Consider the following 21,920-nt stretch of genomic DNA (forward strand, 5'->3'; position numbering starts at 1 on the left):
GACGCAGATATATTTAGCCAGGTAAATTATGGCCAGTGAAAAAACAGCACAGCATGAATATTTGCTGGAGATGACTAATGTCAATAAGTCATTTCCCGGCGTAAAGGCTTTAGATAATGTCAATCTAAAAGTCCGGCCGCATTCCGTTCACGCGCTGATGGGAGAGAATGGCGCGGGGAAATCGACCTTATTAAAATGCCTGTTTGGTATTTACAGTAAGGACAGCGGCAGCATTGTTTTTCAGGGTAAAGAGGTTAATTTCCAGAGCGCGAAAGAGGCGCTGGAAAATGGCGTATCCATGGTGCATCAGGAATTAAACCTGGTGCTGCAGCGTTCGGTAATGGACAACATGTGGCTGGGGCGTTATCCGCGCAAAGGCATATTTGTCGATCACGATAAAATGTATCGCGATACCAAGGCCATTTTTGATGAGCTGGATATTGATATCGATCCGCGCGACAAAGTAGCGCTGCTTTCCGTTTCGCAAATGCAGATGGTGGAAATTGCCAAAGCATTTTCCTATGACGCTAAAATCGTGATTATGGATGAGCCTACCTCTTCTCTGACTGAGAAAGAAGTTAATCATCTGTTTACCATTATTCGTAAGCTAAAAGATCGTGGCTGCGGCATTGTTTATATCTCACATAAGATGGAAGAGATATTTCAGCTTTGCGATGAAATTACCATTCTGCGCGACGGCCAGTGGATCAATACCCAGCCGCTGGAAGGGCTGGATATGGATAAGATCATCGCCATGATGGTAGGACGCTCTCTGAATCAGCGTTTCCCCGATAAAACCAACGTGCCGGGCGAAGTGATTCTGGAAGTGCGCAATCTGACCTCGCTACGTCAGCCTTCGATCCGTGATGTTTCCTTCGATCTGCATAAAGGGGAGATCCTTGGCATTGCCGGTCTGGTGGGCGCCAAGCGTACCGATATCGTAGAGACGCTGTTTGGCATTCGCGAAAAGTCGGGCGGCACCATTAAGCTGCACGGCAAGGCGATCAATAATCACAGCGCCAATGAGGCGATTAACCACGGCTTTGCGCTGGTTACCGAAGAGCGTCGATCCACCGGGATTTACGCCTACCTGGATATTGGCTTTAACTCGTTAATTTCTAATATTCGTCAGTATAAAAACCGCTTCGGCCTGCTGGATAACAGCCGTATGAAAAGCGATACCCAGTGGGTGATTGATTCCATGCGGGTAAAAACGCCGGGACATCATACCTCAATAGGCTCGCTTTCCGGTGGTAACCAGCAGAAAGTGATTATTGGCCGCTGGCTGCTTACCCAGCCGGAAATATTAATGCTGGATGAACCAACGCGCGGCATAGACGTTGGCGCAAAGTTTGAAATTTATCAGCTTATTTCCGAGCTGGCGAAGAAAGATAAAGGCATCATTATTATCTCTTCTGAAATGCCGGAGCTGTTGGGAATTACTGACCGGATCCTGGTAATGAGTAACGGTCTCGTTGCCGGTATTGTCGAAACCAAAAATACCACGCAGAACGAAATATTACGTTTAGCGTCGTTACACCTTTAATGATGTAAGGGCTGTTACCATGAAAGCTACAACTAAAAAGAATGCGCTGACCTGGTTAAAAGAGGGCGGCATTTATATGGTATTGCTGGTGCTGCTGGCAATTATTATCTTCCAGGATCCCACTTTTCTCAGCTTAATGAACCTGAGTAATATTCTGACTCAGTCTTCGGTGCGTATTATTATCGCGCTGGGCGTGGCTGGATTGATTGTTACCCAGGGCACTGACCTTTCCGCCGGACGACAGGTTGGGCTGGCGGCGGTGGTAGCGGCAACGCTGCTGCAGTCGATGGAAAACGCCAATAAAGTGTTCCCTGACATGGCTACCTTACCGATCCCGCTGGTGATTCTGGTGGTCTGTGTGGTGGGCGGCCTGATTGGTCTGGTTAACGGCATCATTATCGCTTATCTGAAAGTGACGCCGTTTATCACCACGCTGGGCACCATGATTATCGTCTACGGCATTAACTCGCTCTATTACGATTACGTGGGCGCTTCGCCGATTGCCGGATTTGACGCGAGCTTCTCTACCTTTACCCAGGGCTTTCTGCGTTTTGGCGATTTTAAACTCTCTTACATCACGTTCTACGCCATTATCGCTATTGTGTTTGTCTGGATCCTGTGGAACAAAACGCGCTTCGGCAAAAACATTTTTGCCATTGGCGGCAACCCGGAAGCGGCAAGAGTTTCCGGCGTTAACGTTCCTCTTAACCTGATCCTGATTTATGCGCTGTCCGGCGTGTTCTATGCCTTCGGCGGGTTGCTGGAAGCGGGCCGTATCGGCAGCGCCACCAACAACCTTGGCTTTATGTACGAACTGGATGCCATCGCGGCGTGCGTGGTGGGCGGCGTCTCCTTTGCCGGCGGCGTCGGTACCGTAGCGGGCGTGGTGACCGGGGTACTGATCTTTACCGTTATCAACTACGGTCTGACCTATATCGGCGTTAACCCTTACTGGCAGTACATTATCAAGGGCGGCATTATCATTTTCGCCGTGGCGCTAGACTCACTGAAATATTCGCGTAAAAAATAAGCACCAAGGCGGCGGTGAAAACCGCCGCCTGTGATGTTATAGGTTAATTTTATTCACCTGATACCATCTTTATAGCTATTAGCAATCAGCGGAATACAGGCAGCTGGCTTTTTTTGAACATGCTATTGCCTGGAGAAAGATAAGTAATAAGCATTAATGTGATTAAATAAAACAAATTAAAACGGCGATGTTTTAATTTAATTAAATAATTAAAGCCACGCTGGAAACAATTTGTATATTTTTAGTGAGAGTAAGTTTTTATTCCGTTTGCCAGAATAGGCGGCACATACTTGTGCTACGGTACTCCCCCTAAATGAAGTGGTTCACAAAAAGCGCGGTTTTGTTTTCATGCAAAACGTCTCTCGCCGCGTTTCTGGCTTTATCGATTGCGCTTCTCCTTAACTTTGAAAAACCTGCCTGGGCAGTAACAACGGTTTTTGTTACTTCGCAGTTATATGCCGCTTCCACGCTGTCAAAATCGGTGTTTCGCCTGTTGGGAACGCTGCTTGGCGGTTTCTTTATTTTATTGATTTATCCCGAAACGGTGCAGTCACCGCTGTTTTTCAGCTTTAGCGTTTCGTTATGGGTGTCCGTTTGTCTCTATCTGTCGCTGAAAGATCGTACGCCTAAAAGCTATATTTTTATGCTGGCTGGATACAGCGCGGCTATTATGGGATTTCCTGATGTCAGCTCGCCCTATGCCATTACCGGGACGGTGATTTCACGCCTTGAAGAGATTACGTTGGGTATCGTCTGTAGTTCGCTGATTCACCGACTGATACTGCCTGTTCCCATGCATCATCTGCTAAGCCAGAGCGTAAACAACTGGTATAAAACGGCACAGAAACTCTGTAATGATTTAATTGCCCATACCTCAGGACGCCGTTCGCCTGAGCGGGAAGATATCCTGATTGGCATGGCGAACTATCCACTGAATGTTGAAACGCTTCTCACCCACTGTATCTATGATGGCGAGGCCGCGCGCAACGTGATCAGGCTGGTCAGCGTACAGTACAAGCATTTAACCTGGCTGTTGCCAACGCTGACCGCGATTGAAACCCGGCTCACGCTGCTGGCCGAACTGAAAATCCCGTTTCCGCCGTGCGTGACGCATGTTTTTCAACACTTCCTCTTATGGCTTAATTTTGATGTTTCCCGCAATACGGCAGTGATACAGCACCTGCTTGCGGAATGTCAGACTTCCCTGCAACAAGCGTGGCGTGAAGGAAACATCAGCACGGAGGAGATTTTACTCTTTACCGGGCTACTGGAGCGGCTGGGGAATTTTGTCCGCATTGATGACGCCTGGCACAATGTGACCGCCCGTGCAGCGGATCTCTACAGCAGCAGCGATGCCGTTTTGTCTAAAAGCAGCACGAATATGCGGCATACCGACCAGCGCCTGTTGCTGCTTTCGGCCGTAACCGCGTTTATGGCGACCTTTCTTTCCTCGCTGTTCTGGATAGGCAGCGGCTGGGCTGACGGAGCGAATGCGCCGCTGATGGCAGCAATCACCAGCTCTTTTTTTGCCAGCATCGATTCTCCGGTCACGCCCATGCGGCTGTTTATTAAAGGCGTGGTAATTGCGCTGCTGATCAGTCTGTTTTATATCGCGGTGCTGATACCGCAGGCCAATACGTTACAGGCGCTGATCATCTGCCTGTTTCCCGGACTGTTCGTGCTGGGTCTGGTACTGGCCCGGCCTGCCACCAATTTGATAGGGCTGAGCGTGGCCATTCAGCTGCCCGGCTTTATTGGGCTTAGCCATCACTATGTGCCCAATTTGATTGCGACGCTGAATGCCGGTATTTCTACTCTGGCCGGCATCATCATTGCCGTGGCGCTTTCTGCCATTATCAGAAACAGGCGGCCTTCCTGGATCGCCCGGCGCGCGTTTTCCATGGGAATAAGGGATCTGCTGGGGTTCATTAAAGCGGTGGAAAGGAACTCTTCTTCTCTGCTGATGCGCCAGCATTTTATTATCCGCATGCTCGACCGGGTCAATATCATTCTGCCGCGCAGACAGCTCGATCCTGATGCTGAGCTAAGTGCGGCAGGCGATCTGATCGCTGAAACCTGGATTGGCGCTAACTGCTATGACTTTTACGCGCGCTATCACACGGAGCTGCAACAGCATCGGATTGACAGCAGCCAGATGTTTCACGAGCTGAGCCTCTATCTGCGGCGCAAAATAAAGGCGTTACAGACCCAGCCGCATCAGGATTTACTGGATGAACTGAATCAGTTACTGAAAAAGCTGGAGACGCTTTCGCTTACCTGCCCGGCGACCTTTGCGGCCATGGTGCATCTGTTCAATATCCGCGTCTCGCTTTATCCGCAGCAGCGCTGGCTCTGAGTCTCATTCGCTACTCAATAGCAAGGCGGCGTTATAAGAGGCGACAGAGAAGCCGCTACTTCTTCTGTCGCTTTTGCTCCAGCTCCAGCAGCTGTTCCGGCGTCACCGCCGGATAGCTCTGCGCATCCTGCGGCACTTCATGCACCGCCGGGATTGGGATCAGCGGGCCAAGAAAACGCGGCTCACGCTTCATAATATAGAGATCGGCCAGCGCGCCAAGACGGGCGGCCACTTCACGCGCGCGAACCGTTAACATATTTTTCGGCGAGGGCACCGCGTAGCACTGCGCCTGGATGCCCATATGCAGCGCGATAAACAGCGCACGTTCGCAGTGGAAGCGTTGGGTAATAATAATAAAATCGTTGGTATCAAACACTTTGCGGGTGCGCACAATCGAATCGAGAGTACGAAATCCGGCATAATCCAGTACGATATCGCCAGGATTGACGCCAGCGGCGATCAGATCGCGACGCATGGTCATCGGCTCGTTGTAGCTCTGCTGCGCGTTATCGCCGCTGAGCAGCAGATAGTTAACCTTGCCGCTGTTATAGGCATTGATTGCGCCCCGGATGCGGTAGTAGTAGTACTGGTTCTGTACGCCGGTACGATAATATTTGGCGGTGCCCAGCACCACACCCACCTGACGATGCGGCAACGAGGTCAGATCTTCATAAATCCACGGGGCCGTTTTCCATGCAATCCAGCGATCGAGGCCGAGCGCGGTCAGGATCATCAACAGCAGGATGATAATCAGACCATATGTCATGCGTTTCAACATGTTCGGCATTGCTCAGGATGGGGCGGAAAGAATGTCTCAAGGCTACTTGAGGCGTTAACGTGAAGCAAGCGCGCGCCGGTCGGGCGCGGCTTTTTTAAACAATCTCCGCCGTTGCTCGGGTGGAGAGGGTGTCGCTTAAATCGAGGTGCGACGATAGTTACGATACTGCGGCATCCAGAAATTATTGGCAATCGCCCGGGAGAGCACATCTTCCGAGGTGACAACCGCCACGCCCGCCAGCTGCGCCGCCTTGCCTACCGCCATCGCGATCACTTTGGATACGCCCTGAATATCTTTGATTTCCGGCAGCACCGGCCCTTCGCCTTCATTTACCAGCGGCGAGCAGTCTGCCAGCGCGCGGCTGGCCGCCATCAGCATGCTGTCGGTTACGCGCGTTGCGCCAGAGGCGATCACGCCCAAACCTATGCCCGGGAAAATATAGGAGTTGTTGCACTGGGCAATAGGATAGGTTTTGCCCTGCCAGGTTACCGGCGCAAATGGGCTGCCGGTCGCAACCAGCGCCGCGCCATCGGTCCAGCTGAGCAGGTCGGCTGGCGTGGCTTCTACCCGGGAGGTTGGGTTAGAAAGGGGCATCACGATCGGACGCGCGCAATGTTTATGCATCTCGCGGATAATTTCTTCGCTGAACAGACCCGGCTGGCCCGATACGCCAATCAAAATATCTGGTTTGGCATTGCGCACTACATCCATCAGCGAGATGGCGTCGCTGGGCAGATTCCAGTCGCTAAGGTTTTCGCTTTTCTGTACCAGCTTGCTCTGGAAGCTGAGCAGGTTAGGCAACTTATCGGTCAGCAGGCCAAAGCGGTCCACCATAAAGACTTTGGCGCGCGCTTCTTCATCGCTCAAACCTTCCGATTTCATCTGGGCGATAATCTGTTCGGCGATGCCGCAACCTGCGGAACCCGCGCCGAGGAATACCACGTTTTGATCGCGCAGGCGATTGCCCGCAGCACGGCTGGCGGCGATCAGTGTGCCAAGCGTTACTGCGGCGGTGCCCTGAATATCATCGTTGAAACAGCAAAGCTGATCGCGATAGCGCTCCAGCAACGGCATTGCGTTCTTCTGGGCGAAATCTTCAAACTGCAGCAGCACGTTCGGCCAGCGGCTGCGCACCGCCTGAATAAATTCATCGACAAAGCGGTCATACTCTTCGCCGGTAATACGCGGATGACGCCAGCCCATATAGAGCGGATCGTTCAGCAACTGCTGATTATTGGTGCCGACATCCAGCACCACCGGCAGGGTGTAAGCCGGGCTGATGCCGCCGCAGGCGGTATAGAGCGACAGTTTACCGATCGGAATGCCCATGCCACCGATACCCTGATCGCCAAGACCCAGAATACGTTCGCCGTCGGTGACCACGATCACCTTCACATTCTGTTTGGTGGCGTTCTGCAGCATATCTTCAATGCTGGCGCGATTGGGGTAGGAGATAAACAGCCCGCGCGCGCGACGGTAGATCTCGGAGAAATGCTCGCAGGCAGCCCCTACCGTCGGGGTATAAATAATCGGCATCATCTCTTCCAGATGATTGTCGAGCAGGCGATAGAACAGCGTTTCGTTAGTGTCCTGAATGTTGCGCAGGTAGACGTGCTTATCGTTATTGTTTTTAAAATCCTGAAACTGACGCCAGGCACGCTCCGCCTGTTCCTCAATGGTTTCCACTGTTTCCGGCAGCAGGCCGTTAAGGTTAAAGTCGTTGCGCTCTTCAATGGTAAAGGCGCTGCCTTTGTTGAGTAGTGGAAATTCCAGCAGAATGGGACCAGCGTAGGGAATATAAAGCGGACGTTTACTCTCGTAATCGAGTTCCATGCAGTGTTTGCTCCGGTTACAGGCACGTTCTCTTTGGGGAAGTGGCCCGTGTTTTTATCACGATAAGGGGTGCCACGATCCTAAGAAAATTCTCGCAGAAGTACAGCTTTTGTTAACTTTCGATAACAAAAGCTGACACTTTGCGCCAGGCGTTACGCTTTTTTTAGCGTAACGGTATGAAGCGTACCGCAGCCCAGCGCCTGAAGGGTGGCGGCGGTGGCGGGCTGCTGCTGCAATTGCGCATCGGGCAGTTCCGCCAGTACGGCGCGGACGATCTGCTGGCAGCTTTCGCCATGCATATTCAGCAGGATCAGCGCCGCCTGTAGCGGAGGCAGGCTGGGGTTAAAGGCCGCATTTTCAATATATCCGCCGTGATAAATTGCGCCGCTGGCGCTTTCCAGCGCAATGCCGCTATGCGCCTGGCTGTAGGGGGCATGGCTGCGGTTGGCCGCCGCGATGGCCGCCTGAGCCAGCGCATCTCCTGTGGGCGCATAGCCGTGATCAACCTCATCCATCACCAGGGTGGAGATATGCAGATCTCGTGGGCCAAAGGAGTCCGGCAGATAGTCGCCCAGCGTCGCCACCGGGCGGCCAGGTAAACTGATACGCAGCGCCGTGCCGCTGTTCAGTTCGTTCATAAACTGGCGGCAGTGGCCGCAGGGCGTGTAGTTGACCGTGATCGTTTGCAGGCCGCTTTCGCCACGTAGCCAGGCGTGGGTTACCGCGCTCTGCTCCGCATGCACCGTCTGCTGCATAGTGGCACCGGCAAATTCCATATTAGCACCAAAATACCAGTGCCCGCTGTTGCCGCGCGCAACGGCGCCGACGTTAAAGTGCGACAGCGGCGTAACGGCGCAGGCAGCAGCCAGCGGCAGCAGCGCCAGTGCTAAAGCGTCTGCATCCATGCCGCTCCGCTGACATAAAGAATCGACCTGGTCGGGTGTTAAAAAGGCGGCAAAATCTTCAGCGTCAAGGATGGGAAGAAGGGCGGTCTGAAGTTCAGCCGCTAAGTCGGCAAAGGCCGGACGAAAACGTGGATGCATTGCATGCCTCTTATAAAAGGGATATCCCAAAATTGTAAAGCACCGACAACGGGTTATATGTGATCTGTGTCGCTACGGCAATGCAATGTATGAAATGAAATTACAATTTGCGCGATCTCTCGCAACTTTTAGCCAAAAAGGGCGAGCAACACAGGAAAAAGAAACGGTGCCAGCAACGAGGTAATGATGCCGCAGATTACCAGCGCCAGCGAACTGAATGCCCCTTCCTGATAGTCCATTTCGGCGCAGCGTGCCGTGCCAAGCGCATGCGACGCGTTGCCGATCGCCAGTCCGCGTGAGGCTTTGGTTTTAATTCGCATCAGGTTAAGCAGCATGTGGCCAAATACCGCGCCCAGTACGCCTGCAATCAGTACACAGATAGCACTAATCGCCGGAATGCCATGCAGTGAGGCGGAAACTGCCATCGCAATCGGCGTGGTGACCGATTTCGGCATAATGGTGGCGGCAATTTCCGGCGTTGCGCCAAGCCACAGGGCGATAGCGGTGCCGGAGACCATGGCGGTAATGCTGCCAATAAAACAGACGCCGATAATCGATTTCCAGCGGGCGCGAATTTGATGGATTTGCTCATAGAGCGGCAGGGCCAGCGCGACCACGGAAGGCTGCAACAGACTATTCAGGATCTCGCTGCCCTGGAAGTAGCGCGCGTAGGGCATATTGATCAGCAACAGCAGGGGAATGATCACCGCCATTGAGATCAGCAGCGGATTAAACAGGGAAATTTTTACCCGCGCCGCCAGCCAGCGGGCAGAAAAAAACACCGCCAGGGTCAGCGGCAGCGACCACCACATATCACTCATTTTTATTTTCCCCCACGATGGGCTTGCTGTGCAGGCGATGCGAGCTGTAGCCGACAACCATTAATACCAGCAGGGTGCTGAGCACACAGGAAACCATAATCGGGCCGAACTGAGCGGTGAGGATATCGGTGTAGTTCATCACGCCGACGCTGATCGGTACAAACAGCAGTGCCATGTAACGGATGATCAGATAACAGCCAGGCTTCACCCATTTTACCGGGACAATCTGAAATCCCAGCAGCAAAAAGAGGATCAGCATGCCGATGATACTGCCGGGGATCACGATAGGCAGCAGGGATGAAATACCGATACCGGCATAGAGACAGAGATAAATAATGATGAAGGCGCGCAGATAGCGCCAGCAGGCAGACAGCACAACTGACATGGCAGACTCCTGTGGTTAGCGCTGATAATCATACGCTGAAACCCCTTTTCGTGCTACCGGTCACGTTTATCTGTAAGAGCGATGAAGGAGTAAAGCGGCCTGCGGCATAACATCCGCAGGCCAGGCTGTCAGGGGGCGTCTTTACCATTGGCCGGAACGTCCGTCGCCGGCACCGGACCCGGTTTTAACGCTCCCCATCAAGGAGTTTTATTTTACCGGCATGCCCGGCTGAGCGCCGTCCGCGCCGAGAATAAACAGATCTTTACCACCCGGGCCTGCCGACAGCACCATGCCTTCCGATACGCCAAAGCGCATTTTACGCGGGGCCAGGTTAGCCACGATAATGGTATGACGCCCCACCAGCACCGACGGATCCGGGTAAGCGGCGCGAATACCGGAGAAGATCTGGCGCATTTCACCACCCACATCCAGCTCCAGACGCAGCAGCTTATCGGAACCTTCAACCAGCTCGGCGGTTTTAATCAACGCCACGCGCATATCCACTTTGGCAAAATCGTCGATGGTAATGGTGTCAGCGATGGGATCGTCCGCCAGCGGGCCGGAGACCGCTGGTTTTGCGGCGGCAGCGGCATCTTCTTTTGATGCTTCGATCAGCGCGTTTACCTTCGGCATTTCGATACGGCTGTAAAGGGCTTTAAACGTGGCAACCTCATGATCCAGCAGCGGCGTAGCGATCGCATCCCACTGCAGTTCAGTTTTCAGGAAGCTTTCCGCGCGCTCACTTAACGATGGCAGTACCGGCTTCAGCCAGGTCATCAGCACGCGGAACAGATTAATGCCCATGGTGCAGATCGCCTGCAGATCGGCATCGCGGCCCTCCTGCTTCGCCACCACCCACGGTGCCTGTTCATCAACATAGCGGTTAGCCACGTCCGCCAGCGCCATGATTTCACGGATCGCTCGGCCATATTCGCGGCTGAGCCAGGCATCGCCAATGCTGTCAGCGGCATCGGTAAAGGTCTTATACAGCGCCGGATCTGCCAGATGGTCTGCCAGCTTGCCGCCGAAACGTTTGGCGATAAAGCCAGCGTTGCGTGAAGCCAGGTTAACCACTTTATTGACGATATCGGCATTAACGCGCTGGACAAAATCCTCCAGGTTAAGGTCAATATCATCGATGCGTGAAGAGAGCTTGGCCGCATAGTAATAGCGCAGGCTGTCGGCATCCAGATGCTCAAGCCAGGTGCTGGCCTTGATAAAGGTGCCGCGCGATTTAGACATCTTGGCGCCGTTTACCGTCACGTAGCCATGAACAAACAGGTTGTTCGGCTTACGGAAATTGCTGCCTTCCAGCATGGCTGGCCAGAACAGGCTGTGGAAGTAAACAATATCCTTACCGATAAAGTGATACAGCTCGGTAGTGGAGTCTTTCTGCCAGTATTCGTCAAAGTTCAGATCGCCACGCTTATCGCACAGGTTCCTGAACGAGCCCATATAGCCGATCGGCGCATCCAGCCAGACATAAAAATATTTACCCGGCGCGCCCGGGATCTCAAAGCCGAAATAGGGCGCATCGCGGGAGATATCCCACTGTTGCAGACCCGATTCAAACCACTCCTGCATTTTATTTGCTACCTGCTCCTGCAACGCGCCGGAGCGAGTCCAGGCCTGCAGCATTTCGCTGAAGGAGGGCAGATCGAAGAAGAAATGCTCAGAATCACGCATCACCGGCGTCGCGCCGGAAATCACCGATTTCGGATCGATCAGCTCGGTCGGGCTATAGGTTGCGCCGCACACTTCGCAGTTATCACCATACTGGTCGGCCGATTTACATTTCGGGCAGGTGCCTTTTACAAAGCGATCCGGCAGAAACATGCCTTTTTCCGGATCGAATAACTGCGAAATAGTACGATTTTTAATAAACCCGTTCTCTTTCAGACGGGTATAAATCAGCTCCGACAGCTCGCGGTTCTCATCGCTGTGCGTGGAGTGATAGTTGTCGTAGCTGATGTTAAAGCCAGCGAAATCTTTCTGATGCGCCTGACTCATCTCAGCAATCATCTGCTCAGGCGTAATTCCCATCTGCTGTGCTTTCAGCATAATCGGGGTGCCGTGCGCGTCGTCGGCACAAATGAACCAAACCTGATTGCCGCGCATTCGCTGGTAACGGACCCAAATATCAGCCTGAATGTGCTCCAGCATATGGCCGAGATGGATAGGGCCATTAGCGTACGGCAGAGCGCACGTTACCATTATTTTTTTCGCGACTTGAGTCATAGCGGGACTTATTTCTTCTGGTTAAAAAGGGCTTTAGATGGTAACCGAAAGCCCGACCTGACGTAAACAAAGGGATTTCGCGCGCTGTCAGGCAAATACGATTTGTACGGGCTTCTGGTATGCTTAGAAACATCAACTTATGCCCGGAAAAGGCTGGTTGTCGAAACAGGCGACCAGCCCGGACATAAAACAACCCGAACACAAGGAGAAGGGATGAGTTCACACTCCCAGAGGGCCTTAGCGCCCGACACGCTGCGCGCCATGACCGCAGGCGTATTAAAAACCTTTACCCATCCGACGCTGAAGCATAACCTCACCGCGCTGAAAGCGCTGAACCATGTCGCGTTGATGGACAACAAGCTGCATATTGAAATCAAAATGCCCTTTGCCTGGGGCAGCGGTTTTGAAGCGTTACAGGAGCAAACCAGCGCCGATCTGCTGCGTATTACCGGCGCGCAGGCGATCGACTGGCGTTTAAGCCATGATGTCGCCACTCTGAAGCGGGTAAAAAACCAGCCGGGCGTTAACGGTGTGAAAAATATTATTGCCGTTAGCTCAGGTAAAGGCGGCGTAGGCAAATCCAGTACCGCAGTAAACATGGCGCTGGCGCTGGCGGCGGAAGGCGCACGCGTCGGTCTTCTGGATGCTGATATTTACGGCCCATCGGTGCCGACCATGCTGGGCACCGAAGATCAGCGTCCCTCTTCACCGGACGGCAAGCATATGGCACCGATTATGGTGCATGGCCTGGCCACCAACTCAATCGGCTATCTGGTTACCGAAGATAACGCGATGGTATGGCGCGGCCCGATGGCCAGCAAAGCGCTGATGCAGCTGCTTAATGAAACCCTGTGGCCAGATCTGGATTACCTGGTGCTGGATATGCCGCCGGGCACTGGCGATATTCAACTGACGCTGGCGCAAAACGTGCCGGTGACCGGCGCGGTAGTGGTAACGACGCCGCAGGATGTGGCATTGATCGATGCCCGCAAAGGGATTGTGATGTTTGAAAAGGTTGACGTGCCGGTGCTGGGCGTGGTGGAAAATATGAGCATGCATATTTGCAGCAACTGCGGCCATCATGAAGCGATTTTCGGCAGCGGCGGAGCAGAGATGCTGGCGGAAAAATATCATACCCGCCTGCTGGGCCAGCTGCCGCTGCATATTACGCTGCGTGAAGATCTTGATGCCGGTCAGCCCACAGTGATCCGCCGACCGGAGAGTGAATTTGCCGAGATCTATCGTCAACTGGCGGGCGCGGTGGCAGCTGAGCTTTACTGGCAGGGAGAGGTTATCCCTGGCGACATCGCTTTCCGCGCCCTGTAACCGTTACAGCGCCTGGAGATAGAGTTCCCGTACCTGCTCACGCGTGGCAGGGCGGGGATTCGCGGGCGCGCAGGGATCGGCCAGCGCTTTATCCAGCCAGCCTTCGATATCGTTTTCATTAATGCCCAGCTGGCGGAAGCCGGAAGGGATGCCAACCTGTGCTGCCAGCTGGCGCAGCGCCTGAATCGCGGCATGGCTGGCAGCCTCATCGTCCATAGCGGAAGTATCGACCCCCAGCGCAACGGCAATACGGGCGAAACGGGCCACGCTGGCGGAGCGGTTAAAGGCCGCCACTACCGGCAGTAAAATTGCGTTGCAGACGCCATGCGGAAGATTGTGAGTAGCGCCCGGCTGATGGGCCAGCGCATGCACCAGACCCAATCCGGCGCTGTTAAAAGCCATGCCTGCCAGATACTGCGCGCAGGCCATCATTTCGCGCGCCTCGCGATTGTCTCCTTCCTCAACTGCGATCGGCAGCCAGCGGCGGATAAGAGCCATCGCTTCCAGCGCTGAAGGATCGGTGAGAACATGCGCACCCAGCGAAACATAGGCTTCCAGCGCATGCGTCAGCGCATCCATACCGGTTGCAGCGGTGACATCAGGCGGAATGCCCAGCATCACCGCCGGATCGTCAACGGCAATATCAGGGATCAGGTGAGTATCGATAATAACCTGCTTAATTTGACGATCGCTGTCGGTGATCACCGCATTGCTGGTGGCTTCGGCGGCGGTACCGGCGGTGGTATTAATCGCCACCAATGGCACGCCGGGCTGACGCACTTTGCCAACGCCCGCGTAATCCACCGCGCGGCCCGGATTGGCGGTGAGAATTTTAATGGCTTTGGCGGTATCAATCGGGCTGCCGCCGCCAAAGGCGATCAGAAAATCGCACTGCTGCTCACGAAAGGCGGCAATACCGGCCTGCACCTGTTGTTCTGTGGGATTGGGCGCGACGCCGGTAAACAGGGCATAAGGAATCGCCTGTTGATCCAGGCTTTGGGTCAGGCTGCGGGTTAAACCCAGCTGCGCCAGCTGCGCGTCGGTCACAATCAGCGCCTTGCCCCAGTTTTTTTGCGTCAGCAGGCGCGCCATATCGGCAATGGCTTCATAGCCATGCAGGCTGATGCCCGGTAATGCCAGTTGAAAACTCATGTTTATCTCCATCAAGATCTGAAACCTGCCTGCGCCGGAACCCGCAGCGCAATCGGCAGCCTGAAAATGCGTCTTTCGATTGATAGAGATAAAACTAACGAAGCAAGTCTGGGGAAACCTTTCCGTTACGGTCACCGGCTCAGGCAATCTGGCACTGGCAGTAAGAAACGATGCAGAGAGTTCACGCTTTTAGGGGGTTAAATAAAATAATCAAATATTATCAATAGGTTAAATCATGCCTGCTGTTGTGCGTAGCGCAGTCGGGTCGCTTTACGATAGTGCATCAGCAGGTAGCGTCCATGTTCGCTTTCCCCCTCAGAAACGATTTGCCAGCCATGATGCAGATAAAATTGCTGGGCCGATTTATTTTCCAGCAGGCACTTCAGTGCGCCGGTAGAGGTAAAGCGCGCCTGAATTGCCTGGAGCAGCGCACTACCGACGCCGCGTCCCTGATACTGGGGATCGATAAACAGGCTATGCAGAAAATTGTCATTTTCCAGCCAGGCAGCAAAACCCAGCCGGTGCCCTTCCTCTTCGGCAACCAGCACCTTTTCGCCTAACACCACCTGGTCAAAATCTTCCAGCTGCCAGCCCTCGGGATCAAGCCATGTCCAGTTTGCTTTACGCGAGGCAAGGAACAGCGTGCGCAAAAAAGGGCGGTCAGCTTCGGTAAAAGGTCGTATATGCATGCGTTCTCCTTATGCACCGTGCGAGATCAACAGATGTTAATAAAATTAGCATGATTAATGGCGGGTGGATGGAGCGGGGGGGAAGAAAGGCTTGTATCAGGTAAAACCGCCCCGGCTTCGGGGCGGCAGCGCAAACACCAATCAGACCACGCCGGACGGCATGGCGTGCGCTGTGTTGGGAGGCGCATCGCCCTGATACTTTTCAATCTCCAGCAGTGCCATATGGCCACAGTTGCCCTGCGCCAGCATAGAGGTACCGATATCAACGGTGAGGCAGTTTACGTTGCCGTTGCGACACAGCGTACCGGGCTGGGCGGGCTCGGCGGGATCGTACCAGGCACCTTCGCTGATACGCACCACGCCAGGACGGATATCTTCGGTAACCAGTGCGCCGACCAGAATCTGCCCGCGCGCGTTAAAGGCGCGCACCAGATCGCCGCTGCGAATTCCGCGCCGCGCGGCATCCTGCGGATTGATAAGGATCTCCTCGCGATTGGCAACCGCGTGCTTCTTGCGCAGCGGGGTATTATCCAGCTGTGAATGGAGCCGCAGGGCCGGATGCGCTGTGTTAAGCGACAGCGGCCAGCGTTCAGCCAGCGGGCTACCGTGCCACTCCTGCGGCGGTAGCCAGCCCGGTAGTCCCGGACAATCCGCGTACTGCATCGCAGCGATGCGCTGTGAGAAAATTTCAATCTTGCCGGAAGGCGTACCCAGCGGATTAAGCAGCGGGTCGGCGCGAAAATCGGCGAAGCGTACCCACTGTTTGTTAGCTTCAGGAACAGGAAAACGGATATAGCTGTTTGACTGCCAGAACATATCAAAAGGCGGCAGCGCCACGCCTGCGGTACGCGCCTGGCCTTTCATATTATCGTACATCGATTTCAGCCACAGCATCTCGTCCCGGCCTTCGGTAAAGGCCTGCTCCACGCCGAGGCGCGCCGCGATCGCCCGAAATATATCGAAGTCATTGCGAGCCTGATGCTGTGGCGCAACGCACTGGCGCATCGGGAAAACATACAGCTGGGAGTAGTCGCCGCCCATATCGAGATCGTTGCGTTCATAGCTGGTGGTGCAGGGCAACACAATATCAGCGTGCCTGGCGGTCGCGGTCCAGTAAGGCTCCTGCACCACAATGGTTTCCGGCCGCCGCCACGCCTGCAGCAGATAATTGGTATCCTGATGATGATGAAAAGGGTTGCCGCCAGCAACATAGACCATTTTTACATCCGGATACGTCACCTGACGGCCGTTAAAATCAATTGTCTTGCCGGGGTTCGCCAGACAGTCGGCGATGCGTGCCACCGGAATCGGTGCGGGGGCGTTTTTGGGCGCGTCACCTGCGCTGATGCCGGAAATAATGCCGCCGCGCGCCGTGGGGCTGCCGCCGGAAGAGTAGTGATAGCTAAAGCCGAAGCCGCCGCCGGGCAGGCCAATCTGACCCAGCATCGCAGCCAGAGTAACCAGCAGCCAGTGCGGCTGTTCGCCATGGTGCTGACGCTGAATGCCCCAGCCAGCCATGATCATGGTGCGCTTTTGCGCCATATCACGCGCCAGCTGGCGGATGGTTTCCGCTTCAACGCCGCAGATTGTGCTGGCCCATTGCGCATTTTTCACCACCCCGTCATCTTCACCCAGCAGACTGGCGCGGAAGCGATCGAATCCCACGGTGTAACGTTTCAGGAAGGCCTCATCATGCAGCTGTTCGCTGAGCAAAGTATGGGCAATGCCCAGCATCATTGCGCTATCGGTATAGGCATGCGGCGCGATCCACTCGGCATTCAGCGCTTTTGCCCCTGGCTGGCGAATCGGATCGATGGCGATCGTCCTGACGCCTTTTTTCGCCAGTTGGGCAAAGCCCTCCAGACCCATATGATCCGGCACGTTCCAGCTGTTTTTCAGCGTGGTTTGAGGATTACAGCCCCACAAAATCACCAGCTCGCTATGCTCCAGCACGTTGGGCCAACTGGTTTGCTGCTCGTAAACCTCCATAGAGCCGACCACGTGCGACATAATTACCTGGGCTGCGCCGGTGGAGTAGTCGCCGCTGTAGCTGAGAAAGCCGCCGCACAGGTTCATTAAACGCTGTAGCAGGGCGCGGCAGTTGTGCAGCATACCGGTGCTTTTCCAGCCGTAAGAGCCAGCGTAAATAGCGGAAGGGCCGTAATCCTGCTGCAGTCGCTTAATTTCCGTGCTCACCAGCGCGATCGCTTTTTCCCAGCTGACTGCAACCCACTTATCGCGCCCGCGTCGTTCAGGATGGCTGCCAGGTCCGTTTTCCAGCCAGCTTTTACGTACCATGGGTGTTTTGATGCGGTTAGGCGCATAAACCTGCCAGGGCGCCATCGCTATTAGCTCATTTGGCGCCGGATCGTCCGAAACCGGCTGTACGCCAATCATCCGATCATTTTCGATAATCGCTTCGAAAGCGCCCCAGTGCGCGGCGGTAAGGATGCCTTTTTGCGCCGGACGCAGGGCGGTAAACTGTGGCAGTGCCTGACCAATCGCTTTAGCCAGTGCGGTTTTACTGTAACCGAAATGCAGTGCGCTGGTGGCCAGCAGGCCGCCGCCCGCCTGTAAAAAGCGTCGGCGTGACCAGCCGGAGGTGAGATTTTTTTTCATTTTTCACGTCCCTCTCTGTTGTTCATATCGCTGGCGTGCTTCTGCGCATACTGGGTCAGCAGGCGCAGCTGCTCCTGATCCAGCGAGGTGCGCGGTGCCATGCCTTTCATCACGCCAATCCATTGGTTCGCGTTGTAGTGATCCAACGCGGTCAGACCGTGGCAGCCGGTACAGTTGGCGGACATCAGTCCGGCGGCGTACTGCCAGATTTTCTGCTGGTCATCAATCAGGGCTTTTTGCGGCAGCCAGAAGGTAAGCGAAACCTGATTCCACTGCTGGCCGGTTTCGCTGTCGGTCTGCCTGTTCAGCACGACCACCTGCGCGGCGGCACGCTCATCCAGCACCGCGCTCATAATGCGTTTTCCCGGCGCGGCATAGATGGCACCGGGCACATTCTGCTGCTGCCAGCCGTTAAGACGCGCCTGCAGCTGTTCGCCGTTGCGCTCTACCACGGTGATTTCGCTGGAAGGGAACAGGGTGCCGTGAGTCTGGTCAGATTTGGGGTCAAGACGGAACGGCTGCGTGGCGACGGCATAGAGGCGTGTCGCCTGAGCCGGGGTATGGGCGGCGGCGTTCAACAGCTGCGTGGCACCGCTGGCATTGCTGGCACGCATGTCCGGCAGAATATGCGCGACGCCGCGATGGCAGTCGATACAGGTTTGACCGTCACGGATGGCGACGGGATGCGCTTTACGCGCCTCCGGGCGCTGAGCCAGCACATCCATCGCATCAAAGCTATGACAGCTACGGCAGGTTGCTGAGTCGTTGGCTTTCATGGTTTTCCAGACCGATTCCGCCATCGTGAGTTTATGGGCGTTATATTTCTCCTCACTATCGATCTTGCCGCTGATTTCGCCGACTACATCCTTTAACGCCCCCATTTTTGTCAGCATATAATCCACCGGCTGGGGCGGAACATGGCAATCAGCGCACCCGGCTCGGATGCCCGCCGGGTTTTGAAAATGAATGCTGCCCTGATATTCCGCCAGCGGACGTTGCATGCTGTGGCATGAAACGCAAAACTCGCTGTCGCTGGTTTTATGCATTATCGTGACGCTGCCGGCTAATACCGCAACACCCACTATCGCTCCCAGCAGCAACAGCCCCATAATTCGCCAGCTTTTAAGCCACGCGAAGCGTAAAAAGCGCCTGTTCCTCGCCATGTAACCTCCTGGTTTATAATTATTTATTTAATGAACGTTGCGTCCGTTAAAAAAACATACCTGTATACCTCTATATGGGTAGTTGCAGGTTGTGCGGTATCAAAAAAGGGGGGGTTCAACGGAATCAATAGTGGAAAGCGTGACGGCGCTGGCGAATGCACAACGCTGCGCATTTTCTTAGTTACAACATACTAAAGGGAGAGATAAACATGCCAGGGGCGGCAACGGTGATGCCATCATGCAAAAACGTTTGGGCCTGCTGTTCAGGCCCAAACGGTACAAAGGTAATTGATACAGCATTGGCACAGGATACCAAAGGTGTTACTGCCCTAAATCCCGCAGCTTTTTACCGGCCATCAGGTTCTTCTCGATATGTTCCAGCGTGACGTTTTTCGTTTCAGGGATCAGCCAGAAAGTGATCGCGATAAACACCAGATTAAAACCGGTATAGAGCCAGAACGTGCCCGCAGCGCCAATCACATCCAGCAGCGTCAGGAACGTTGCGCCAATGATCATGTTAGCCACCCAGTTAGTGGTGGTAGAGCAGGTGATACCAAAATCACGGCATTTCAGCGGCTGAATCTCTGAGCAGAGGATCCAGACCACCGGTGCGGCGCTCATGGCATAACCCGCGATGCACATCATGGTCATTCCCACCGACAGCCAGGAGAGGCCGGGAGTGATATCGCCTTTGCCAGCCTGCATCAGGCAGTAGCCCAGCACCAGCGTGGCAAACGCCATCACCGAAAAGCCAATCTTCAGCACCGGTTTCCTGCCCGCTTTATCCACGGTAAACACTGCAATCAGCGTAGCCAGCATAAAGGTTAATCCAACTACTACCGTCGCCATCATCTGCTGTTGCGTATTGCTGAAGCCCGCCATTTTGAAAATTTGCGGTGCGTAATACATGATGATGTTCATGCCGGTAAATTGCTGCATCGCCTGCAGCAGCATGCCCAGAAACACCGCCCGGCGTACGTTGCTGTTGCGTTTGAACAGCGTCCAGCCGCCCTGTTTCATCTGCAGGCTTTGACGGATCTCATTCAGTTCGGCGCGGGCTTTATCGGAGGTATCGCGCAGCATACGCAACACTTCTTCCGCCTCGATATGTAAGCCTTTCGCCGCCAGCCAGCGCGGGCTGTTTGGCAGGAAAATCACCAGGCCGAATAACAGCACCGCCGGGAGCGCCAGAATACCCAGCATGGCGCGCCAGTTGCCGCTGTAGCTCAGCGCAGTATCGGAAAGAAACGCCAGCAGAATGCCGAAGGTGATCATCAACTGATACATGCTGATCATTTTTCCGCGAATATTTTCGCTGGCCATTTCAGAAAGATAGAGCGGGGCGGTGTAAGAGGCGATGCCTACCGCTACGCCCAACACCACGCGCGCCCCCAGCAGCACTTCAAGGCTATCGGCAAAAGCGGACCCCAGTGAGCCAAGGATAAATAATACTGCGCCTGCCATCAGGCTATATTTGCGCCCCAGACGTGAAGAGACCCAACCGTTACAGATGGCACCCAGCGCCGCGCCGAGCATCATGCTGCTGACCACCCACTCCTGCTGGTGGCTGGTCAGGGAAAAATGGTCGGTAATAAAAGGTAAAGCCCCGGCAATCACGCCGATGTCCAGCCCGAACAGCAGGCCAGCCAGCGCGGCGGAAACAGAGATAAACAGATTCATACGACGCACTTTGCGTCTGTGCATATCATCTATATCTAAATTACTGTTAACGTAAGACATTTACCGCTCCAGATTTATTTACTGCACCATAGGGCAACATACAAAATTCTTTGCGGCGGGCGTGATGTTAAATGGTCCATAGAGATGGATATTCTTGCTGGTGGGGGGAGTTTTGTGATGCAGATCTCGCTCCATGTCACAGATATTTTCTTTTCGTTGCATCAGCTCACAACAATTTTCCACATCGCTCACGAATAACGCAGTCTGGCTTTTTACCCTTTTTTTGATTAGGTTCAGCATTAACTACGGCTGTTTCGTGTTAGCCTGGATAAATGCATCAATAAAAGGCAGAAATGAAGATGAAAATGAAAGCAATATTGCTTAGTGCGCTCTGTATCACGGTATCAGCGTGCGCGCAGCAGCCGAAGAAAGCGGAGGGGCATCCTCAGTTGGAAAGCGTCGCGCCTTATCCGGCTGCGGAAAAAGGCCAGGTCCGGCAGGTCATCTGGCTGCCGCAGCAGCAAAACGAAGAGTTGTATAAAGTAGAACTGCTGATCGGTAAAACGCTGGAAGTAGACTGTAACCAACATCTGATGGGCGCGCAGATAGAGCAGCAGACGCTGAACGGTTGGAGTTACAACTATTATGTGGTTAAAAACCTGACCCCTCCGGCCTCTACGCGGATGGCCTGTATCAATAGCAGCAAACATCAGGCATTTGTTACCGCCAATATCGGCGCCCACAGCCTGCAACGCTATAACAGCAAGCTACCGATTGTGGTTTATACGCCAGCCGACGTTCAGGTGAAATATCGCCTGTGGCAGGCGGATAGCGCCGTCAGCGACGCGGTTACGCAATAATCAGGTTTGGCGGTGAGCGATCGGCACGCCGCCCTGACAATGGGGTGAATATGAAAAAAAGTATCATGCTGCTGACTGCACTGGCGGTAACAGGGTGCAGCCACCAATCAGTGCCGCAGAAGGGGCAACCGCTGATTGGCATGCCAAATCCCGCCTCGGCTTACTGCATTAAGCAGGGGGGCACGCTGGAAAGGGTGCAAACCGCAGAAGGCGAGAAGAGCTATTGTCGTTTACCGGGCGGCGAGCGCATTGAAGAATGGACGCTGTTTCGGCGCGACCATCCGTAACAACAGCGGCAAGGAGGTCTGTGCTGACCCCCTTGCCGCGCTGTTCAAAACGCTTTGCATATTACCCCGCAACGCCGGTTATTTACACTTTCTCAACGCCATCAGAAATTTTCA

At 54.3% G+C, this 21,920-nt stretch carries 17 protein-coding genes; 6 read left to right on the forward strand and 11 right to left on the reverse strand.

Translation table 11 applies throughout. The annotated features are described in order from the left end of the window. Nucleotides 1–28 precede the first annotated feature (28 nt). The 3 genes from mglA to ACQE32_RS02325 all read left to right on the forward strand — a co-directional run bounded on the left by mglA (nucleotide 29) and on the right by ACQE32_RS02325 (nucleotide 4,932). Nucleotides 29–1,546, forward strand: coding sequence for a galactose/methyl galactoside ABC transporter ATP-binding protein MglA (gene mglA, locus ACQE32_RS02315; RefSeq protein ID WP_420851568.1), 1,518 nt, complete (start codon nucleotides 29–31; stop codon nucleotides 1,544–1,546). Nucleotides 1,547–1,565: 19 nt separating this feature from the next. After that, nucleotides 1,566–2,576, forward strand: a complete 1,011-nt coding sequence (gene mglC / locus ACQE32_RS02320) for a galactose/methyl galactoside ABC transporter permease MglC (RefSeq protein ID WP_426971976.1) — start codon at nucleotides 1,566–1,568, stop codon at nucleotides 2,574–2,576. 313 nt (nucleotides 2,577–2,889) lie between these two features. Beyond that, nucleotides 2,890–4,932, forward strand: a complete 2,043-nt coding sequence (locus tag ACQE32_RS02325) for an FUSC family protein (RefSeq protein ID WP_426971978.1) — start codon at nucleotides 2,890–2,892, stop codon at nucleotides 4,930–4,932. 55 nt (nucleotides 4,933–4,987) lie between these two features. Here ACQE32_RS02325 and sanA read toward each other — a convergent pair whose 3' ends face one another. The 6 genes from sanA to metG all read right to left on the reverse strand — a co-directional run bounded on the left by sanA (nucleotide 4,988) and on the right by metG (nucleotide 12,030). After that, nucleotides 4,988–5,710, reverse strand: coding sequence for an outer membrane permeability protein SanA (gene sanA / locus ACQE32_RS02330; RefSeq protein ID WP_426971979.1), 723 nt, complete (start codon nucleotides 5,708–5,710; stop codon nucleotides 4,988–4,990). Nucleotides 5,711–5,845: 135 nt separating this feature from the next. Further along, a complete protein-coding gene (locus ACQE32_RS02335; protein ID WP_426971980.1) occupies nucleotides 5,846–7,543 on the reverse strand; it encodes an NAD-dependent malic enzyme in 1,698 nt (565 codons plus the stop codon). Nucleotides 7,544–7,695: 152 nt separating this feature from the next. Next, complete coding sequence (gene cdd, locus ACQE32_RS02340; protein ID WP_427021272.1) at nucleotides 7,696–8,586, reverse strand: cytidine deaminase; 891 nt, start codon at nucleotides 8,584–8,586, stop codon at nucleotides 7,696–7,698. A gap of 128 nt (nucleotides 8,587–8,714) precedes the next feature. After that, a complete protein-coding gene (locus tag ACQE32_RS02345) occupies nucleotides 8,715–9,407 on the reverse strand; it encodes a CidB/LrgB family autolysis modulator (RefSeq protein WP_085071124.1) in 693 nt (230 codons plus the stop codon). Next, nucleotides 9,400–9,792, reverse strand: coding sequence for a CidA/LrgA family protein (locus tag ACQE32_RS02350; RefSeq protein ID WP_085071125.1), 393 nt, complete (start codon nucleotides 9,790–9,792; stop codon nucleotides 9,400–9,402). The genes ACQE32_RS02345 and ACQE32_RS02350 overlap by 8 nt, the downstream gene beginning before the upstream one ends. Before the next feature lie 207 nt (nucleotides 9,793–9,999). Further along, complete coding sequence (gene metG / locus ACQE32_RS02355; protein ID WP_426971985.1) at nucleotides 10,000–12,030, reverse strand: methionine--tRNA ligase; 2,031 nt, start codon at nucleotides 12,028–12,030, stop codon at nucleotides 10,000–10,002. A 213-nt stretch (nucleotides 12,031–12,243) separates the two neighbouring features. Between metG and apbC the strand changes: the two genes are divergently transcribed. Then, complete coding sequence (gene apbC / locus ACQE32_RS02360; RefSeq protein ID WP_426971987.1) at nucleotides 12,244–13,356, forward strand: iron-sulfur cluster carrier protein ApbC; 1,113 nt, start codon at nucleotides 12,244–12,246, stop codon at nucleotides 13,354–13,356. A 3-nt stretch (nucleotides 13,357–13,359) separates the two neighbouring features. Here apbC and fucO read toward each other — a convergent pair whose 3' ends face one another. The 5 genes from fucO to ACQE32_RS02385 all read right to left on the reverse strand — a co-directional run bounded on the left by fucO (nucleotide 13,360) and on the right by ACQE32_RS02385 (nucleotide 20,719). Continuing rightward, a complete protein-coding gene (gene fucO, locus ACQE32_RS02365) occupies nucleotides 13,360–14,508 on the reverse strand; it encodes a lactaldehyde reductase (RefSeq protein ID WP_426980771.1) in 1,149 nt (382 codons plus the stop codon). Between the two features lie 233 nt (nucleotides 14,509–14,741). Beyond that, nucleotides 14,742–15,197, reverse strand: coding sequence for an N-acetyltransferase family protein (locus tag ACQE32_RS02370; protein ID WP_426971991.1), 456 nt, complete (start codon nucleotides 15,195–15,197; stop codon nucleotides 14,742–14,744). A 141-nt stretch (nucleotides 15,198–15,338) separates the two neighbouring features. Then, nucleotides 15,339–17,816 carry a trimethylamine-N-oxide reductase TorA gene (torA, locus tag ACQE32_RS02375; protein ID WP_427021273.1) on the reverse strand — a complete coding sequence of 826 codons (2,478 nt, stop codon included), beginning with the start codon at nucleotides 17,814–17,816 and terminating at the stop codon, nucleotides 15,339–15,341. Continuing rightward, on the reverse strand, nucleotides 17,813–18,979 hold the full coding sequence (locus ACQE32_RS02380) for a NapC/NirT family cytochrome c (RefSeq protein WP_427021274.1): 1,167 nt from the start codon (nucleotides 18,977–18,979) through the stop codon (nucleotides 17,813–17,815). Before ACQE32_RS02380 ends, torA begins: the two co-directional genes overlap by 4 nt. Before the next feature lie 321 nt (nucleotides 18,980–19,300). Then, on the reverse strand, nucleotides 19,301–20,719 hold the full coding sequence (locus ACQE32_RS02385; protein ID WP_426971995.1) for a sugar porter family MFS transporter: 1,419 nt from the start codon (nucleotides 20,717–20,719) through the stop codon (nucleotides 19,301–19,303). 299 nt (nucleotides 20,720–21,018) lie between these two features. Here ACQE32_RS02385 and eco point away from each other — a divergent pair, with 299 nt between their 5' ends. After that, the gene (eco, locus tag ACQE32_RS02390) at nucleotides 21,019–21,519 is read left to right on the forward strand and encodes a serine protease inhibitor ecotin (RefSeq protein WP_426980774.1); all 501 of its coding nucleotides are present in this window, start codon (nucleotides 21,019–21,021) and stop codon (nucleotides 21,517–21,519) included. 50 nt (nucleotides 21,520–21,569) lie between these two features. After that, nucleotides 21,570–21,806: a putative hemolysin gene (locus tag ACQE32_RS02395; protein WP_426971997.1), complete on the forward strand. Its 237-nt coding sequence runs from the start codon at nucleotides 21,570–21,572 to the stop codon at nucleotides 21,804–21,806. The last annotated feature ends 114 nt before the right edge of the window (nucleotides 21,807–21,920 follow it).

Origin of the sequence: Pantoea sp. FN0302 (assembly GCF_050113775.1) — a bacterium.
In the GTDB taxonomy this organism is placed as follows: Bacteria; Pseudomonadota; Gammaproteobacteria; order Enterobacterales; family Enterobacteriaceae; genus Mixta; species Mixta alhagi.

Bases quoted from the DNA above. Each gene is read 5' to 3' on its own strand.
- ACQE32_RS02380 (WP_427021274.1), bottom strand. From the start codon at position 18,979: ATGGCGAGGAACAGGCGCTTTTTACGCTTCGCGTGGCTTAAAAGCTGG.
- sanA (WP_426971979.1), bottom strand. From the start codon at position 5,710: ATGTTGAAACGCATGACATATGGTCTGATTATCATCCTGCTGTTGATG.
- mglC (WP_426971976.1), top strand. From the start codon at position 1,566: ATGAAAGCTACAACTAAAAAGAATGCGCTGACCTGGTTAAAAGAGGGC.
- cdd (WP_427021272.1), bottom strand. From the start codon at position 8,586: ATGCATCCACGTTTTCGTCCGGCCTTTGCCGACTTAGCGGCTGAACTT.
- apbC (WP_426971987.1), top strand. From the start codon at position 12,244: ATGAGTTCACACTCCCAGAGGGCCTTAGCGCCCGACACGCTGCGCGCC.
- eco (WP_426980774.1), top strand. From the start codon at position 21,019: ATGAAAATGAAAGCAATATTGCTTAGTGCGCTCTGTATCACGGTATCA.
- metG (WP_426971985.1), bottom strand. From the start codon at position 12,030: ATGACTCAAGTCGCGAAAAAAATAATGGTAACGTGCGCTCTGCCGTAC.
- ACQE32_RS02350 (WP_085071125.1), bottom strand. From the start codon at position 9,792: ATGTCAGTTGTGCTGTCTGCCTGCTGGCGCTATCTGCGCGCCTTCATC.
- ACQE32_RS02395 (WP_426971997.1), top strand. From the start codon at position 21,570: ATGAAAAAAAGTATCATGCTGCTGACTGCACTGGCGGTAACAGGGTGC.
- ACQE32_RS02345 (WP_085071124.1), bottom strand. From the start codon at position 9,407: ATGAGTGATATGTGGTGGTCGCTGCCGCTGACCCTGGCGGTGTTTTTT.
- mglA (WP_420851568.1), top strand. From the start codon at position 29: ATGGCCAGTGAAAAAACAGCACAGCATGAATATTTGCTGGAGATGACT.
- torA (WP_427021273.1), bottom strand. From the start codon at position 17,816: ATGAAAAAAAATCTCACCTCCGGCTGGTCACGCCGACGCTTTTTACAG.
- ACQE32_RS02335 (WP_426971980.1), bottom strand. From the start codon at position 7,543: ATGGAACTCGATTACGAGAGTAAACGTCCGCTTTATATTCCCTACGCT.
- ACQE32_RS02385 (WP_426971995.1), bottom strand. From the start codon at position 20,719: ATGTCTTACGTTAACAGTAATTTAGATATAGATGATATGCACAGACGC.
- ACQE32_RS02325 (WP_426971978.1), top strand. From the start codon at position 2,890: ATGAAGTGGTTCACAAAAAGCGCGGTTTTGTTTTCATGCAAAACGTCT.
- ACQE32_RS02370 (WP_426971991.1), bottom strand. From the start codon at position 15,197: ATGCATATACGACCTTTTACCGAAGCTGACCGCCCTTTTTTGCGCACG.
- fucO (WP_426980771.1), bottom strand. From the start codon at position 14,508: ATGAGTTTTCAACTGGCATTACCGGGCATCAGCCTGCATGGCTATGAA.